Genomic DNA, 14,788 nt, shown 5'->3' with positions numbered 1-14,788 from the left:
CGGTGTTCTGCTCAGCCCTCGGTGTTCACCATGGAGGCGGCGGCGTAGACGAAGTAGTCCCAGAGCTGCCGCTCGTGCTCGGGGGAGAGCGCCAGCTCGTCCACCGCGACCCGCATATGGCCCAGCCACGCGTCGCGCGCCGCGCTGTCCACCGGGAACGGGGCGTGCCGCATCCGCAGCCTCGGGTGGCCGCGCTGGTCGCTGTAGGTGCGCGGGCCGCCCCAGTACTGCATCAGGAACAGCGTGAAGCGCTCCTCCGCCGGACCCAGATCCTCCTCCGGGTACATCGGCCGCAGCAGCGGGTCCTCGGCGATGCCCTGGTAGAAGCGGTGGACCAGGCGTCGGAAGGTCTCCTCGCCGCCGACCTGCTCGTAGAAGGTCTGCTCCTGAAGCGTGCCGCGCGGATTATCGTTCACCCGTCCATGGTCGCAGACGCCCACTCGCTTCTGGCAGGCCCAGCCAGGACAGTGGGGGTATGGGCGCAGACCGGCACGAGGCGTACGGACCCGGCGACACCGTCGCCGCCGAGGCGCGGGCCGCGCTGGTGCGGGAGATCGCCGCCGACGGCGCGCTGGACGATCCGGCCTGGCGGGCCGCCTTCCAGGAGGTACCCCGCCATGTCTTCGTGCCGTACTACTTCGTCAGCAGGCCCGGCGGCTTCGACCGGCTGTGGAGCGAGGACGCCGACCCCGCGCGGCGCACCCGCTGGCTGAAGGGGGCGTACGCGGACGGCGCGCTCGCCACCCGGGTGCGCGACGGGGAGCTGATCTCGTCCAGCAGCCAGCCGTCCCTGATGGCCCGGATGCTGGCCGAGCTGGACGTGCGCGACGGCGACCGGGTGCTGGAGATCGGCGCGGGCAGCGGCTACAACGCGGCGCTGCTGGCCCACCGGCTGGGCGACGAACGGGTCACCACCATCGATCTGGACCCGGAGATCACCGAATCGGCCCGGCGGCATCTCGCTGCGGCCGGCTACCGGCCGACTGTCGTGACGGGCGACGGCGCGCGCGGCTGCCCCGAGCGGGCGCCGTTCGACCGGATCATCGCGACCTGCGCCCTGCCGTCCGTACCGCTGAGCTGGCTCGCGCAGTGCGCGCCCGGCGCCCGGATCCTCGCGCCGCTCGCCACGGGCCTGATCGCGCTGCGGGTGGCCGAGGACGGCGCCGAGGCGGAGGGCCGCTTCCTGCACACCGCCGCCTACTTCGTACCGCTGCGGGGCACCCCGAGCGGCGAGGCCGCCGCGCAGCGCAGGCTCGGCGGGCTGCCCCGCCGCGCGGTGGAGAACGACCTCTTCCGCTTCATGCTCACCCTGACCTCGGGCACGCTCGACCCGCACGAGGCGTACTCGCTCTGGCAGCGCGAGCACCGCCCCGGGCGGGAGCGGTTCGGCGTCACCGTCGGCCGCGACGGGCAGTGGGCCTGGCTGGACGACCCGTCAGGCCCGTACGTCTGGCCGCTCAGCCGCGATGGATCGTGATCGTCGTCCAGGCGCCGACATGCACCCGGTCGCCGTCCTCCAACTGGACGGGGACATAGGGCTGTATCGGGTCCTCGCCGCCGTTGATCGTCGTGCCGTTGGTCGAGTTCTGGTCGACCACCGCCCAGCTCCCGTCCGGCTGGTGGACCAGGACCGCGTGCTGGTGCGAGACGCCCGGGTCCTCCGGCGGCACGGACAGGTCGACGTCAGGGGACTCGCCGGTCGAGTGCCGGCGGCGGCCGATCGTGATCTGCTGCCCGGCCAGCGGCAGATGCTGCTCGGGTGAGTACGCGGGCAGATTGAGCCCGGTCGCCTCGGGACCGCTGCGCTGCATCATCGCCATGAAGTACTCGCGGTCGGGACCGATGACGGCGGTCCAGCCCAGCGACGGCGGCTGGTACTGCTGCTGCATCTGCTGGGGCGGCTGCTGCCGCAGCGGCTGCGGGGGCTGCTGTTGCTGCTGGCCCAGCGGGGTCTGCTGCTGTTGGCCGTGCTGCTGCTGCCCCTGCGCGGGCTGCTGCTGGTACGACGGCTGCGACTGCGAGGGCGGCGGCAGCATCCAGTCGTCGTCGCCCTGGGTCCGCTGCGGCGCCTGCGGCTGCGGCGGGGCGGGCGGCCCCGCCTGCTGCTGGTACGCGGGCGGCGCGGGCGGTCCCTGCTGCTGGAACGACGGCGGGACGGGCGGCCGCATGCCCTGCGGCTGCTCGGACGCCAGCGGCTCGGCCGGGCGGTTGATCTGGGAGGGGCGCGAGCGCTGGTACTCGTACGGGTCGGGCTCCTGCGGACGCGGCGGCTGCTGCGCCTGGAAGCCCGGCGGCAGGTTCAGCCCCGCCGGGGCCACCGGCGTGTACGACGTCGCCGTGTTGGTGAGGAAGTTCCAGCGGCACTCCTCGCAGAACGGCGCCCCCGGCTCACGCGGGGTGCGGCACTGCGGGCAGAACTCCTGCTGGACGGTGCCGGGGCCGGGCCCAGGGCCCTGCGGATAGCCGTAGCCACCGGCGGCGGGCGGCGGCGGAGGAGGCGGCGGGACGGCGCCTGTGCCGGGGCCAGGACCGGCCATGCGGTGGCCGCAGACCTCGCACCAGTCTTCGGAACCCGACTGGTGTCCGTTCGGGCAGGTCGGCATGTCGGCTCTTCCCCCTTCCTTCGTCCGGCCCGCAGGCCGTCACTCGACGCTACTTCTTGGCGCTGCTTCTTCGCGTCACTTCTTGACGCGAACGGTTTTGGTGGACCGCGTTTCGAGGGTCATCTCGTCCGCATCCGTTACCTTCGCCTTCAGTCGCACAGTACCTGTCGCCGCGTCGACCACGTCCACCACCTTCGAAAGCAGTTTCGCCGTATCGGCGTTCCCCGAAGAGGCGGCGAGCTGCACGGCGCGGCCCAGCTTCGACGTCGCGCCGTCGAAGTCGCCCGACTTGCGGGCGTCCAGGCCCTGCTGGATGACCTGCGCCAGCTCCGCCTGCCCCGTGTAGTGGGCGACCTGGGGGTTGATGGAGGTGGACGCGACCATGTCGTCGGTCCACACCGCTCGTATCAGCCCTTGAGACAGCACCTCGGGGGCGCCGCCCTCCGCCGCGGGCAGGATCAGCGAGACCCGGGCCGCCAGCATCTCCTGGCCGATGCCCGCCTCGGGGACCACCACGCACACGTGGTAGTCGCGGGACTCGTCGCCCCAGGAACCGGTCGGATAGTCGCCGGCGCGCGGCCCCGCCTCCGTACGGCGGCCGGTGAGGTCCTCGACCGTGGGCGCCACCTGCTTCACGAAGCGGATCTCCACGCCGACCGGGGTCCAGAGCCGCAGCGCCACGTCCGCGACCTCCTTGCCCATCGCGTTCTCCATCATCTGCGTGAAGTCGGCGGCCAGGCCCGCCGGGTCGGCGACGATGTCGGCCGTGCCGAGCAGCGCGGAGGAGACGGCGGTGACCTCCTTGACCTCCCAGTCCGTGCCCACCCCGCGCGCGTCACAGGTGAAGCGGCCGGCGCAGGCGTCGAGCGCCGCCCGCAGGTCCTCCGGCGCCTCGTGCTCGTTGCGGCCGTCGGTGAGCAGGATGCCGTGCCGGATCGGCACGTCGGCCGTGGAGAGCAGCCGGTCGGCCAGCCGCAGCCAGGTGCCGATGGCGGTGCCGCCGCCCGCGCTCAGCCGGCGCAGGGCGTCCTTGGCCTGGGCCCTGGTGTTCGCGTCGGCGACCGCCAGCGCGCCGTTGCCGGGGAAGACCTCCTTGGCCACGTGCGTACCGGCGACGACGGCGAAGGCGACCCCGTCGCGCAGCGTGTCGACGGCGGCGGCCGTGGCGTCGCGCGCGTTGCGCATCTTCGTCGGCGGATAGTCCATCGAACCCGAGCAGTCGACCATGATCACCACGGCCGCGTTCGGGCTGTGCCCCGGCAGCGTTGTGGGCGAGGCGGACGCGCCCGCCAGCCGTATGCCGCCCGTGGTGCCGCCGCCGGTCGAGGTGACCGTGACGATCCCGTTCACCTCGCGGCCGCCCTCGGGCAGGTACTCGTTCTGGTACACGTCGACGCTGAACTGCGGCACGTTCGACTTGGAGAAGTTCGCCATTCGTATCTGCTCCTTGGCGCCCCGGCGCACCGTAAAGACAAGGCAGGACAACGGAATACGGCATAGGGGGCAATGAATGATCTATGGGGTCGTTGGCGGGCAGAGGCGGGCTCAAGCCGTGTTGTAGGCGGATCCTGCCCCTTGCCGTGGCACCGCGAACGGCACGACGGCCACTGTTACGTTGTCGTGGCCGCCGCCGTCGAGGGCGTGCCCCACCAGTACTTGGGCGGCGTGCAGCGGCCGGGCCGCCGCGTCGGCGGGCACGACCCTGGCCAACTCGTCGGCGCCTTCCGCGTAGTTCCACAGACCGTCCGTGCAGACCACGACGACACCGGCCCTGTCGGGCTTGAACGAGGCGGTGTGCGGGTCCAGTTCGTACGCGTCGGCGCCGAGCCAGCCGGTGATGGCGTGGGCCCGCTCGTCCGCGTACGCCTCCGCCTCGTTCATCAGACCCGCCGAGACCATCTGCGCCGCCCAGGAGTCGTCCTCGGTGAGCCGGGCGGTCGGGCCGCCGCGGTCGTCCGGGATCCAGTACGCCCTGCTGTCCCCGATCCAGCCGACGACCAGCAGCCCGCCCGCGACGACCGAACCGACGATCGTGCAGGCCGGGGCGTTCTGATGGCGGTGCTGGTCGTGCTCCGTGGCGCCGCCGGGCTCGGGCGCGAGCCGGTTGACCGCCTCGGCGGCGGCGACGATCGCCTCGTGCATCGCCTGCTGCGGGTGCGTACCGAGCGGCAGCGCGGCCAGCAGCGACTCGTTGGCCGCCGCCGCCGCCGCGGCTGACGCCTCGTCGGGCCGGGTCGCCGACGACACCCCGTCGCAGACGATCGCGACGACGGCGGGCGAGCCGTCCGGCAGGGCGGCCGACGAGACGGCGAACGCGTCCTCGTTGCGGTGGTGGCGCAGCCCCCGGTCGCTGACGGCCGCGACGGCGTCCAGCTCCTGCTCGACATGGTCGCGTTCGCGCGGCTGGGCGTGGCCGCAGTTCTCGCAGTAGCCGTCGGGGTCGACACGGCCGCTGCGGCAGGCCACGCAGAGCTTGCCGCCGGCCGCCGCGCCGGGGCCCGCCGCACCGGGACCTCCGGCGCGCGGGTCGGCCGAGGCGGGGCCGCCCGCAGGATCGGCCGCCGGGTCGGGTGCCGATCCGGGTGCCGTACGCGGCGAGTCGTCGCGCATGGCCGCCGGCGGTACGGCGTTCGGCCCCGCCTCGGCCGGTGGCTCGTCGGGGGCGGGCAGCACGAAGTCGCCCGAGTGCCCGGAGAGCTGGACGCCCGCCGAGTCGAGGCCCGGCAGCTCACCGGGGTGCTGGACGGGGGCGTCGGCCGCCGCGCTGTCCGTACCCGCAGCCGCGGGCCAGGCGACAGCGTTGTCGGAACCAGGACGCCCGGGGGCGGCCCGGCCGGGGGCCGGAGTCTCCAGGGCGGCCTGCGCCGCGCCGTTCAGGGCGACGGTGGGGTGGTCGCCCTGGGCCTGCGGTCCGGCCGTCAGGTCGTATCCGCACGCACCGCAGAACCGGTCGCCGGACTCCACCGGCTCCGTGCAGCCGGGGCATGTCGACCAAGCAGCCAAATGGGGCTTCTGCGCCATCAATCACACCCACGTCCGGGGGCGGAAACGGTTGGCCCGCTCCACCAGTTCGATCCTCTCCTCGCCGCGCTGAGCGAGCCGGGCCAGCACCCGGTACGAACGTTCCAGTCCGAGCCGCAGGCCACGTTCGTCGAGCGCGGTGCCGAGCAGGGTGGTGGACTGCACCACCTGTCCGCCCCGGCCCCCGGAGAGTATCCAGTCCAGGGCCGTGCCGAGTACTTCCGTGGACAATTGCTCCCGCCGTACGGCGTCGAGCCCGAGCCCCTGGAGGGCCTCCACCTGGCCGCCCGCCGCCCGCAGATCGTCCAGCAGCGGATCGGCGGCGGCGCGCTTGCGCAGCCGGGCCCGCACGGCGGCCACCCGGGCGGCCGTGTAGTGGATGGACGCCTCGGGCACCGACTCCAGGGTCTGTACGGCGCCGCCGCGGTCCCCCGCGGCGAGCTGCACCCGCGCCAGCGCGAAGGCGGCGCTGACATAGCTGGGGTCGGTCGTCCAGATGAGCCGGTAGTACTCGGCCGCGTTGTCGAGCTGGCCCAGGACCTCGGCGCAGATGCCGAGAGCGAGCTTCGGCGCGGGCTCGCCGGGGAACGCGTCGTAGATCGCGTCGAAGGCGAGTGCCGCCGTCTCGTGGTCGCCGGTGACGAGCGAGGCGAGCCCCCGGTACCAGACCACCCGCCAGTCGTCCGGATGCCGCGATTCCAGGGTGTGCAGGGCCTCCACGGCCGTGTACGAGTCGCCGTTCTCCAGCCAGGCGCGCACCTGGCGCAGCCGCCGCTCCGGCGAGTCGGCGGGAGCGGCCTCCAGGGCGGCGATCAGTTCGCCGGGCGCCGCCGCCATCAAGCCGGCGAGGAAGCCCGCGTTCGCGTCGTTCGGATCGACCCGGGGCACCGGCAGCGCGAGCGCGACGGCGCGGGTGTCGAGCCGCGCGAGCCGGGGCCCCGCCGCGCCGTTCAGTGACGCGGGCGCACCGCCGACGCGCGGCGCGGGTACGCCGGCGAGCACGCCGCCCGGAGCGGGAGCCAGGGCCGCCGGGGCCGCCGGAGCGGGGGCCGCCGGGTCAAGACCGCCGGCGCCCTGGACGCCGGGCCGGGCGCCGGGCGCGGGCAGCACCCCGGCGCCGACTCCCGGCGGAAGCTGACCGCCGGGCGCGGCTCCGGGGGAGGGCGGCAGTCCTGGCAGCACACCGGGCGCGGCGGCGGCCCTGCTTCGGCGCGCGGCGCGCCCGCGCTGCGCCGTGGCGCGCGCCCCGAGCGCGGAGACGTCATCGGTCAGCTCGGCGAACAGTTCCGTGTCCGTGACGCGCAGTTCCGGTCCGAAGAGCGTCGACAGCGCGGGCCTCGGCCGGCCCGTCTGCACGGCGACGACCTCGCGCAGCACACCGGTCAACTGCTCGGCCATCTCCTGCGCCGAGGAGAAGCGCCGCGCCGGGTCCGGGTCCGTGGCCCGCACCAGCAGCCGGTAGAACGACTCGTACGCCCGGAAGACCTCGATGTGCTCCGGGTCGGGCAGTGAGTCCACGAAGACGTTCGTGTAGCCCTGGAAGTCGAAGGTGAGCACGGCCAGGGTGCGGGCGACCGTGTACAGGTCGGAGGCGACGGAAGGGCCCACCTCTCCCACCTCGGGCGCCTGGTAGCCGACCGTGCCGTAGATCGCCGACTCGTCGTCGTCCATCCGGCGCACCGCGCCCATGTCGATCAGCTTGAGCTGGTCCTCGGTCTGGATCGCGTTGTCGACCTTGAAGTCGCAGTACAGCAGATTGCGGCTGTGCAGATGGCCCAGGGCCTCCAGCGCCTCGATGCCGTACGCGCAGGCCTGCTCGACGGGCAGCGGATCGCGCTTGCCGGTCGGCCCGCGCCGGTCGTTGGCGATCTCCTTGAGCGACTTGCCGCCGACGTACTCCATGACGATGTAGCCGTCCAGGGAGCCGGTGCGCTGGTCGAGATGTTCCACGAAGTTGTAGATGCGGACGATGTTCGAATGCTCGATCTCCGCCAGGAAGCGGCGCTCCGAGATCGCGGCCTCCATCGCGTCGGCGTCGCCGGTGTCGAGCAGGCCCTTGAGGACGACCCAGCGGTCGGAGACCGCGCGGTCGACGGCGAGATAGACCCAGCCGAGGCCGCCGTGCGCCAGGCAGCCGGCGACCTCGTACTGGCCGTGCACGATGTCGCCCCCGGCGAGCTTCGGCACGAACGAGTACGGGTGGCCGCACTTGGTGCAGAACCCTTCGGTACGCCCCGGCAGTTCACCCCTGCTGCGGCCGACCGCGGCGCCGCAGTCGGAGCGGGAGCAGAACCGCTTGCGCTCCGGCACCTCCGGGCGCTCCATCACGGCCGACCTGGGGTCGGGGCGCGGTACGTCCGGTACGGAGACCAGGCCCGCGCCGAGCCGGTTGCGCCCCGACGAGGAGGCGGAACCGCCCGAGGCGCGCACCGAGACCGAAGGTCCGGAAGCGGAGCCCGACAGCGCGCGCGACAGCCGCCCCGAAACGGAGCGCCGCGACGTCGACGAGCGCGACGAGCGCGCGGACCGCGCCGAGCCCGCAGAGCCCGCCGTGGACGACTGCGACGACGCCCGGGAGGAGCTGCCGCCCTTCCCGCCGCCCGCGATACCGGTCGGCGGTGAGGACACCTGCCCGGTGGGGGAGACCACCGGGGCGAGACCGCAGGTGTCGCAGTACAGCTCACCGCCGCCCATGTCCTCGTACGAGCCCTCGCACCCCGGGCGCTGGCACGCGTCCGTCCCGCTCATCGGTCCCCCCGTTCGCCTTCTGTTCCTGATGTCCCGCGGTCGGTCGGCTGCTGCGGGCGCTGCTGCCTCGGCACCAGGACCTCGGCCGTCGCCTGCTGGTAGCGCAGCACGGCCTGCTCGGCGACGCGCAGGTCGCACGGAGCGCTCCACAGCATCCGGCGGGCCGCGTCGTACCGCTCGATCAGCAGCGGGTCCTCGGCCATGCCGTGCCTGGCGACCTTCGCCTTGTACGCGTCGAGCCGGCCGCGCAGCTCCGCGCGGACCGCGAGCGGCGCCGTGACCGCGGTCAACGACTCACGGGCGCGCAGCAGTTCGTCCTCGGCGTCGCGCTCAAGGGACTCCAGGAGCGGCGACAGCCGGTGCCATTGGGCATGCCTGCGGTATTCGGCGGCGGTCGAGAGCCGCTCGTGCAGCACGGCCGAGGGCCCGCTGACGGCGGGCACCTCGGACGCGGCGATCTTCGCGAGCACCTCGCCGCGCGCCGACCTGGCCTCGTCCAGTGTGCGGTCGGCGCGCGACAGTACGTCGCGCAGCCGCAGCAGCCGCTCCTCGGAGTCCTTGCGGACGGCGAGCACGGCCTCGATCTCGCGCCGTACCTCTTCGAGGGCGCGGGCCGCCCTGTCGTAGCGCTCGGTGTCGGGACGGCCGCCGCCCGGGGCCGAACTGCCCGGCGCCGCACGCCAGAAGGCGAGCGGGTCGGAGACCACCTGGGCGCGCAGCGCGGTCAGCTCGTCGGTGATCGCGTCCAGGTCGTCGCCGGCCGGATGCTCACCGGGCCGTACCCCCACCGAGTGGGCGAGCGAGAGCGTGCGCCGCAGTTCGGTGGAGAGCAGGTCGATCCGCGCGGGCAGCGCCGACCAGACGGCGTCGGCGGCGACGACCATGTCGAGCGAGCGCGCGTACAAGTCGTTCATCCGGGTCACCAACTGGGCCAGCGTGAACCGCTCGGCGAGCTTGGCGGGTCCGGTGATGCTCGACGGCATGCCGTGCTCGGCGGCGGGCGCCGCGACCGTCACCGCCTGGCCGCGCAGCTTCTCGGTCAGCTCCTCAAGATCCTCGCGGTTGGGCCAGCGCCGCTTGGCGCGCAGCTCACGCGCCTCGGTCAGGGTGTCGCTGTACCGGTCGAAGTACGCCCAGAGCAGGGTGATCGTGGGCTCGACGGAGGTCCAGCGGTCCTTGGTGACGCCGGTGAGCGCCGCCCCTTCGAGGAGTCTGCGGCCCGCGTGGTCCTGGAGGGCGAGCAGGGACGTCTCGATCGCCTCGTGCTCGGCTTCGAGGCGCGCGAGGGCCCGGTCCACCTCGTCCCGGTCCATGACCGGTACCGGTGGCGTCCCCGACGATCCGGGAAAGGAGCCCGTGGCGCCCATCGATCACCTCTTCGCTTCGCCCTGCGGGGGGACTCGTTGGCCTTGGTCCGGTCGGTCCAGTTGGTCCAGTTGGTCAGTTGGTCTTGTAGGTGGGCGCGGGCGGCCCGGCTATCCCCGGCAGCCCCGTCTTGAGCCATTTGTCGTACGACCGCATCCAGGGGCTGGCGGCCCCGCCCGCCCGGTACTCCTCCAGGACCTTGTTGATCCGGCGCACCAGGTCGTTGTCGCCGGTCGTGCTCAGCTTGGTCGCGACACCGTAGTACTCGGTCGTGAACGGCGGGCCCTTCAGCATGACCGACGGGTCCTGCGCGGCCTGGCCGGCGGCGAGTGAATTGTCCGTGACGATCGCGTCGACCAGCCCGAGTTGCAGCCTGACCAGGCAGTCGAGCTGGTTCGGCACGCTCAGGTCGGCGGCGCTCTGCCCGGCCGGCTTGTTGCCCTCGTTGTTGGCGCTGTCCCAGTAGACCGCCCCGAAGGCGCCGTTCTTCTTGTCGCCCTCCAGCGCCTGCACGGCCGACGAACCGGTCGCCGTGCAGACCCGCTTGCCCTTCAGCGTCGCGTTGTAGCCGGTGATGTCCGACGACTTGGGGGCGAGGACCTGCTGGCCCGCTTTGAAGTACGCGCTGGAGAAGTCGATGTCCTCGCGCCGGTCGCAGGAGATCGTCATCGTCCGGACGATGATGTCGACCGTGCCGTTCTGCAGTGCGGGGATGCGCTGCGCCGTCGAGACGGGCTGGAACTTGACCGCCTTGTCACTGCCGTAGATGTCCTTGGCGATGGCGCGGGCGATGTCGATGTCGAAGCCCTCGAACTCGTTCGACTCCGGGTCGAGATAGCCCCAGTCGTAGCTGTTCTGGTCGACGCCGACGATCAGCCGCTTGTCCTCGCGCCGCTGCATGTCGGCGACGATCGGGCCGGTGGCGCCCGACGCGGGCAGACTCGCCTCCGGCGCCTCCCCGTCCTGGCACTTCTCGGCCTTCGCGGGCACGGCTGTCGTGCCGTGCGGCGCCACCAGCCGCCCTCCGTCAGCGCTGTCGGCTCCGCTGTGCGCCAGCGGCAGCAGGGTGAGTGCGGCCGTCACAGCGCAGGCCACGCCCATGGCGGTGACCCCGCCCCAGCCGCGGAGCCTGTCGGACACACGACTCATCGCTCCCCCTCTCACCGGTACTCCGAAAGCCTGCGGCCCACGCCCAGCAGCGCGCCGAGCGCCCCGAGGACGGCGAGCACGCCGGCGCCTGCCGCCAGCCAGGTGAGCGCACCGCGCCCGGCGTCGGCCGACGCGTCGAACTCGCTCTGCTCCTGGCCGATCGCCTTGTTCAGGGAGGTCTCCACCTGGTTGAAGGACGCCTCGGCCGTGTCGCCCGCGCCGTTGATCTTCTTCAGCGCGCTCTCGAAGTCACCGCTCTTGTTGGCGGCGTTGGCCTCGTCGTTCCGCTTCTCCCACACCGAGACCGACCCGAGCGCTGCGGTCACCGGATCGCGCCCCTCCGCGTCGTCGGCGAGCCCCCTGGCCCGGCCCAGCTCGGACTCCAGGTCCTTCATGCGGGCGTTGAAGTCGACCTCGTACTTGTCGTTGATACCGTCGGCGGCGAGGATCGAACCGCGCGAGACCAGCGTCAGGTTCTCGTTGGCCCGCGCCTTCAGCGCGTTGATCCGGGCCTCGTTGAGCACCGCGAGCGAACTCTGCCCGTGCGTGTTCGCGTCACCCAGATGCGAGCTGCTCAGCGCCTGCCCCGCGATCAGCCACAGCAGCACGGCCGTGGCCGCCGCTGTCGCACCGAGCAGTCCCTGGTTGAACACCCGGTTCGTGCTGCGGTAGTTGCGGCGCTGCGCCCAGACCAGCGCGGCCAGGGTGAGCACCCCGAGGGCGAGCGCGGCGAAGGGCCAGATCCTGGCCTGGTCCGAGTCCTCCTGCAGCCGCTTCGTCTCCGCGTTGTACAGCGCCTCGGCGTTCGGCAGAAGGCCGCCGTCCTTGGTCATCTGCTCGTTCGCGTACCGCAGATAGGCGCCGCCGAGCGGCTGGTCCTGCCGGTTGGCGGCCCTGGCCCGCTCGATCAGCCCCGTGTAGACGGGCAGTTGGCTGTTGATGTCCGCGATCAGCCGCGCGGCGCCGCTGTTCGCCTCCGTGCTCTTCGCGACCCGCACCAGCAGCTCGGAAGCGGTGGCGATGTCCTTCCGGTACGCCGCCTGCACATCGGGGGGTTCGGTCGCGCCGGCCAGGAAACCGGTCGCCGCGTCCGTGTCGGCGGCGGCCAGCGAGCGGTAGATGTTCGCCGCGTCCTTCACCGGCTGGCTGCGGTTCACCACGTCGTCCGCCGACGCGTACCGGTCGGAGGCCTGCCAGGCCGTCACCGCGCCGAACACCAGCACCAGCAGCGCCAGCGCGGCGCCGATGATGCGCAGCCTGCCGGGCTCCGTCGTCGCCGCCGAGCCCAGCCGCTCCCTGGTCTCCGACCAGGCGCTGCGCCGGGCGGGCGGTACGCCGGGCGGCGCCGGCGGCCTGGGCGGCGGCTGCGCCGGCGCGGGCGGTCGCGCCGACGGTGGCGCTGTGCGCACATTCTGCGGGTATGTCACGTGACCTCCCCCTCGGTCAGTAGACGACGGCCGGCCGGCCCCCGGTGGGTCGGGGGACAGCTCCCGGCCAGCAGTATGGCCGCAGGGACCGACAATCACACCACGCTTGACTGATCTTGTACGTATCGCGCCACCTCAGCGGCGCGCTCTCCCCACCATGAATACGTCACAGCCCGCTGATCGGTTCCCCTTCCGGGCGGAATGATCACGCGTAATGCGTGTGCAGCCGCACGTGTTCGGCGGCGCTCGCGCCGATGTGGTCGAGCCCGAGCAGCCCGGCGCCGAGCACCGGCGGCGCCGTCACGACGCCGATCACCGCCTTGGGCGCCTTGGCGGCCAGCAGCTCCGCGATCCGGTCGTCCAACTGCGGATGACGGGCCGCCAGCACACCCCCGCCCAGCAGCACCGGCGCCTCCTCGTCCAGCAGATCGAGCCGGCCGAGCGCGACGGTCGCCATCACGACGACCTCCTCGGCCAGCCGGTCGACCACCGCTCTCGCCACGGGGTCGCCCGCCGCGCTCGTCGCGAACAGCACCGGTGTCAGCTCGTGCTTGCGCAGGGCCGGGACGTGCTTCAGATGCAGGGCCTCGATCAGCTCGTACATCGTGGTCAGGCCGAAGTGGGCGGGCAACGTCCGCATCAGCTCCGTCGGCTCGCCGCGGCCGTCCTCGGCGCGCGCCGCGAACCACAGCGCCTCCTCGGCGAGCCCCGAACCGCCGCCCCAGTCACCGGAGATGCGGCCGATGGCGGGGAAGCGGGCGGTCCTGCCGTCGGGCCGCATGCCCACGCAGTTGATGCCGGCGCCGCAGACCACGGCGACCCCCAGCGGCTCGGCGCCGCTCGGCAGCCCGGCCCGCAGTATCGCGAAGGTGTCGTTGCGCACCTCCGTCGTCAGACCCCAGCCGCGCGCCTGCACGGCCTGCGCCAACTCCCGCTCCTCGACGGGCAGATCCGCGTTGGCCAGGCACGCGGACACATGGCTGACCAGGTCCTTCGCCGGCAGTCCCGCCGCCGCGGCGGCCTCGGCGACCGCGGCGGCCACCACGTCGACGGCCTCCTCGATGCCGACGATGGGCGGCTGGAAGCCGCCGCCGCGACCGGTGCCGAGCACCGAGCCGTCGGCGCCGATCACGGCCACATCGGTCTTGCTGTTCCCGGCGTCGACGGCCAGGACGCTCGCGCGTCCCGCCGCCTGGCCGGCAGTGCTCACGCCCACGCGAGGTGCTCCCGGTTGTGCGCGATCAGCTCGTCGGTGAGCTTCTCCGCGTACTCGTACTGGCCGACCAGCGGATGCGCCAGCAGGGTCTTGAACACCGCGTCGCGGCTGCCGTCCAGCGCCGTGCGCAGCGCCAGGTCCTCGTACGCCGTCACGTTGGCGATGAGCCCCGCGTACAGCGGGTCGAGCTTCGGCACGGCGAGCGGCGTCGCGCCGTCCGTACCGACCCGTGCCTGCACCTCGATCACCGCGTCGTCCGCGAGGAACGGCAGGGTGCCGTTGTTCAGCGTGTTGACGACCTGGATCGGGCTGCCGCCGCCGCGCAGCAGCGAGGCCGCCAGGTCGACGGCCGCCTCCGAGTAGTAGGCGCCGCCGCGCTTGGCGAGCAGCGCGGGCTTCTCGTCCAGCGCCGGGTCCCCGTACATCGCCAGCAGTTGCTTCTCCATCTCCGCCACCTCGGAGGCGCGCGAGGGCTTGGTCCGCAGCTCCCGTACGACCTCGTCGTGCGCGTAGTAGTAGCGCAGGTAGTACGAGGGCACGACGCCGAGCCGGTCGAGCACCGGACGGGGCATGTGCAGGTCGGCCGCGATCTCGTCGCCGAATTCGGCGAGCAGCTTGGGCAGCATGTCCTCGCCGTCCGGCCCGCCGATCCGCACGCCCCGCTCCCACGTCAGGTGGTTGAGGCCGACATGCTCCAGATACACCTCGGAAGGGGTGACCCCGAGCCGGTCGGCGAACTTGCGCTGGAAGCCGATCGCGACGTTGCACAGGCCGACGGCCTTGTGCCCGGCCTGGAGCAGCGCGCGCGTCACGATCCCCACCGGGTTGGTGAAGTCGATGATCCAGGCGTCCGGGTTGGTGCGCCGGACCCGCTCCGCGATGTCCAGCACGACCGGGACCGTGCGCAGCGCCTTGGCGAGGCCGCCGGCGCCCGTCGTCTCCTGGCCGACGCAGCCGCACTCCAGCGGCCAGGTCTCGTCCTGGTTGCGGGCGGCCTGGCCGCCGACGCGGAGCTGGAGCAGCACGGCGTCGGCGCCCTCGACACCGGCGTCGAGGTCGGACGTGGTGGTGATCCGGCCGGGGTGGCCGAGCTTGGCGAAGATCCGCCGGGCGAGCCCCCCGACCAGGTCGAGCCGGTCGGCCGCCGGGTCGACCAGGACGAGTTCCTCGATGGGCAGGGTGTCGCGCAGCCTCGCGAATCCGTCGATCAGTTCAGGTGTGTAGGTCGATCCGCCGCCTACCACTGCGAGCTTCATGGT

The 14,788-nt window shown here is 73.0% G+C and carries 11 protein-coding genes; 1 reads left to right on the top strand and 10 read right to left on the bottom strand.

The genetic code is table 11. From position 1 onward, the window contains the following. Window positions 1-11: 11 nt before the first annotated feature. The gene (locus ACZ63I_RS15110) at window positions 12-416 is read right to left on the bottom strand and encodes a globin (RefSeq protein WP_469338820.1); all 405 of its coding nucleotides are present in this window, start codon (window positions 414-416) and stop codon (window positions 12-14) included. A 59-nt stretch (window positions 417-475) separates the two neighbouring features. On the opposite strand from ACZ63I_RS15110, the gene ACZ63I_RS15105 reads away from it, so the two are divergent. Beyond that, on the top strand, window positions 476-1,477 hold the full coding sequence (locus ACZ63I_RS15105; protein ID WP_469338818.1) for a methyltransferase domain-containing protein: 1,002 nt from the start codon (window positions 476-478) through the stop codon (window positions 1,475-1,477). Here the strand turns inward: ACZ63I_RS15105 and ACZ63I_RS15100 are convergent. From ACZ63I_RS15100 to ACZ63I_RS15060, 9 genes are all read right to left on the bottom strand, one after another. Next, complete coding sequence (locus ACZ63I_RS15100) at window positions 1,458-2,603, bottom strand: FHA domain-containing protein (RefSeq protein WP_469338817.1); 1,146 nt, start codon at window positions 2,601-2,603, stop codon at window positions 1,458-1,460. The two genes, ACZ63I_RS15105 and ACZ63I_RS15100, sit on opposite strands and share 20 nt — an antisense overlap. A 75-nt stretch (window positions 2,604-2,678) precedes the next feature. Next, window positions 2,679-4,037, bottom strand: coding sequence for a vWA domain-containing protein (locus ACZ63I_RS15095; RefSeq protein WP_469338815.1), 1,359 nt, complete (start codon window positions 4,035-4,037; stop codon window positions 2,679-2,681). 111 nt (window positions 4,038-4,148) lie between these two features. Continuing rightward, window positions 4,149-5,624 (bottom strand): PP2C family serine/threonine-protein phosphatase, encoded by a 1,476-nt coding sequence (locus ACZ63I_RS15090; protein WP_469338814.1) that lies wholly within the window; start codon window positions 5,622-5,624, stop codon window positions 4,149-4,151. 3 nt (window positions 5,625-5,627) lie between these two features. Beyond that, window positions 5,628-8,372 carry a serine/threonine-protein kinase gene (locus ACZ63I_RS15085; RefSeq protein ID WP_469338813.1) on the bottom strand — a complete coding sequence of 915 codons (2,745 nt, stop codon included), beginning with the start codon at window positions 8,370-8,372 and terminating at the stop codon, window positions 5,628-5,630. Further along, the gene (locus ACZ63I_RS15080) at window positions 8,369-9,739 is read right to left on the bottom strand and encodes a coiled-coil domain-containing protein (protein ID WP_469338811.1); all 1,371 of its coding nucleotides are present in this window, start codon (window positions 9,737-9,739) and stop codon (window positions 8,369-8,371) included. The genes ACZ63I_RS15085 and ACZ63I_RS15080 overlap by 4 nt, the downstream gene beginning before the upstream one ends. A 73-nt stretch (window positions 9,740-9,812) precedes the next feature. Further along, entirely contained in the window at window positions 9,813-10,886 is a 1,074-nt protein-coding gene (locus ACZ63I_RS15075; RefSeq protein WP_469338810.1) for a glutamate ABC transporter substrate-binding protein, read from the bottom strand. A gap of 11 nt (window positions 10,887-10,897) precedes the next feature. Next, window positions 10,898-12,313 (bottom strand): hypothetical protein, encoded by a 1,416-nt coding sequence (locus ACZ63I_RS15070; protein ID WP_469338809.1) that lies wholly within the window; start codon window positions 12,311-12,313, stop codon window positions 10,898-10,900. 205 nt (window positions 12,314-12,518) lie between these two features. Further along, the gene (locus ACZ63I_RS15065) at window positions 12,519-13,529 is read right to left on the bottom strand and encodes an N-acetylglucosamine kinase (RefSeq protein ID WP_469338807.1); all 1,011 of its coding nucleotides are present in this window, start codon (window positions 13,527-13,529) and stop codon (window positions 12,519-12,521) included. Beyond that, a complete protein-coding gene (locus ACZ63I_RS15060; protein WP_469338805.1) occupies window positions 13,520-14,785 on the bottom strand; it encodes a 6-phospho-beta-glucosidase in 1,266 nt (421 codons plus the stop codon). Before ACZ63I_RS15060 ends, ACZ63I_RS15065 begins: the two co-directional genes overlap by 10 nt. Window positions 14,786-14,788: the final 3 nt, after the last annotated feature.

This window comes from Streptomyces sp. NPDC087906 (genome assembly GCF_055584925.1).
The sequence above is the reverse complement of the archived record's forward strand: the minus strand, read 5'-3'. Positions and strand labels throughout refer to the sequence as shown.

Coding starts and splice junctions, on each gene's coding strand:
- ACZ63I_RS15080 (WP_469338811.1), bottom strand. CDS start 9,739: ATGGGCGCCACGGGCTCCTTTCCCGGATCGTCGGGGACGCCACCGGTA.
- ACZ63I_RS15090 (WP_469338814.1), bottom strand. CDS start 5,624: ATGGCGCAGAAGCCCCATTTGGCTGCTTGGTCGACATGCCCCGGCTGC.
- ACZ63I_RS15085 (WP_469338813.1), bottom strand. CDS start 8,372: ATGAGCGGGACGGACGCGTGCCAGCGCCCGGGGTGCGAGGGCTCGTAC.
- ACZ63I_RS15105 (WP_469338818.1), top strand. CDS start 476: ATGGGCGCAGACCGGCACGAGGCGTACGGACCCGGCGACACCGTCGCC.
- ACZ63I_RS15060 (WP_469338805.1), bottom strand. CDS start 14,785: ATGAAGCTCGCAGTGGTAGGCGGCGGATCGACCTACACACCTGAACTG.
- ACZ63I_RS15075 (WP_469338810.1), bottom strand. CDS start 10,886: ATGAGTCGTGTGTCCGACAGGCTCCGCGGCTGGGGCGGGGTCACCGCC.
- ACZ63I_RS15100 (WP_469338817.1), bottom strand. CDS start 2,603: ATGCCGACCTGCCCGAACGGACACCAGTCGGGTTCCGAAGACTGGTGC.
- ACZ63I_RS15095 (WP_469338815.1), bottom strand. CDS start 4,037: ATGGCGAACTTCTCCAAGTCGAACGTGCCGCAGTTCAGCGTCGACGTG.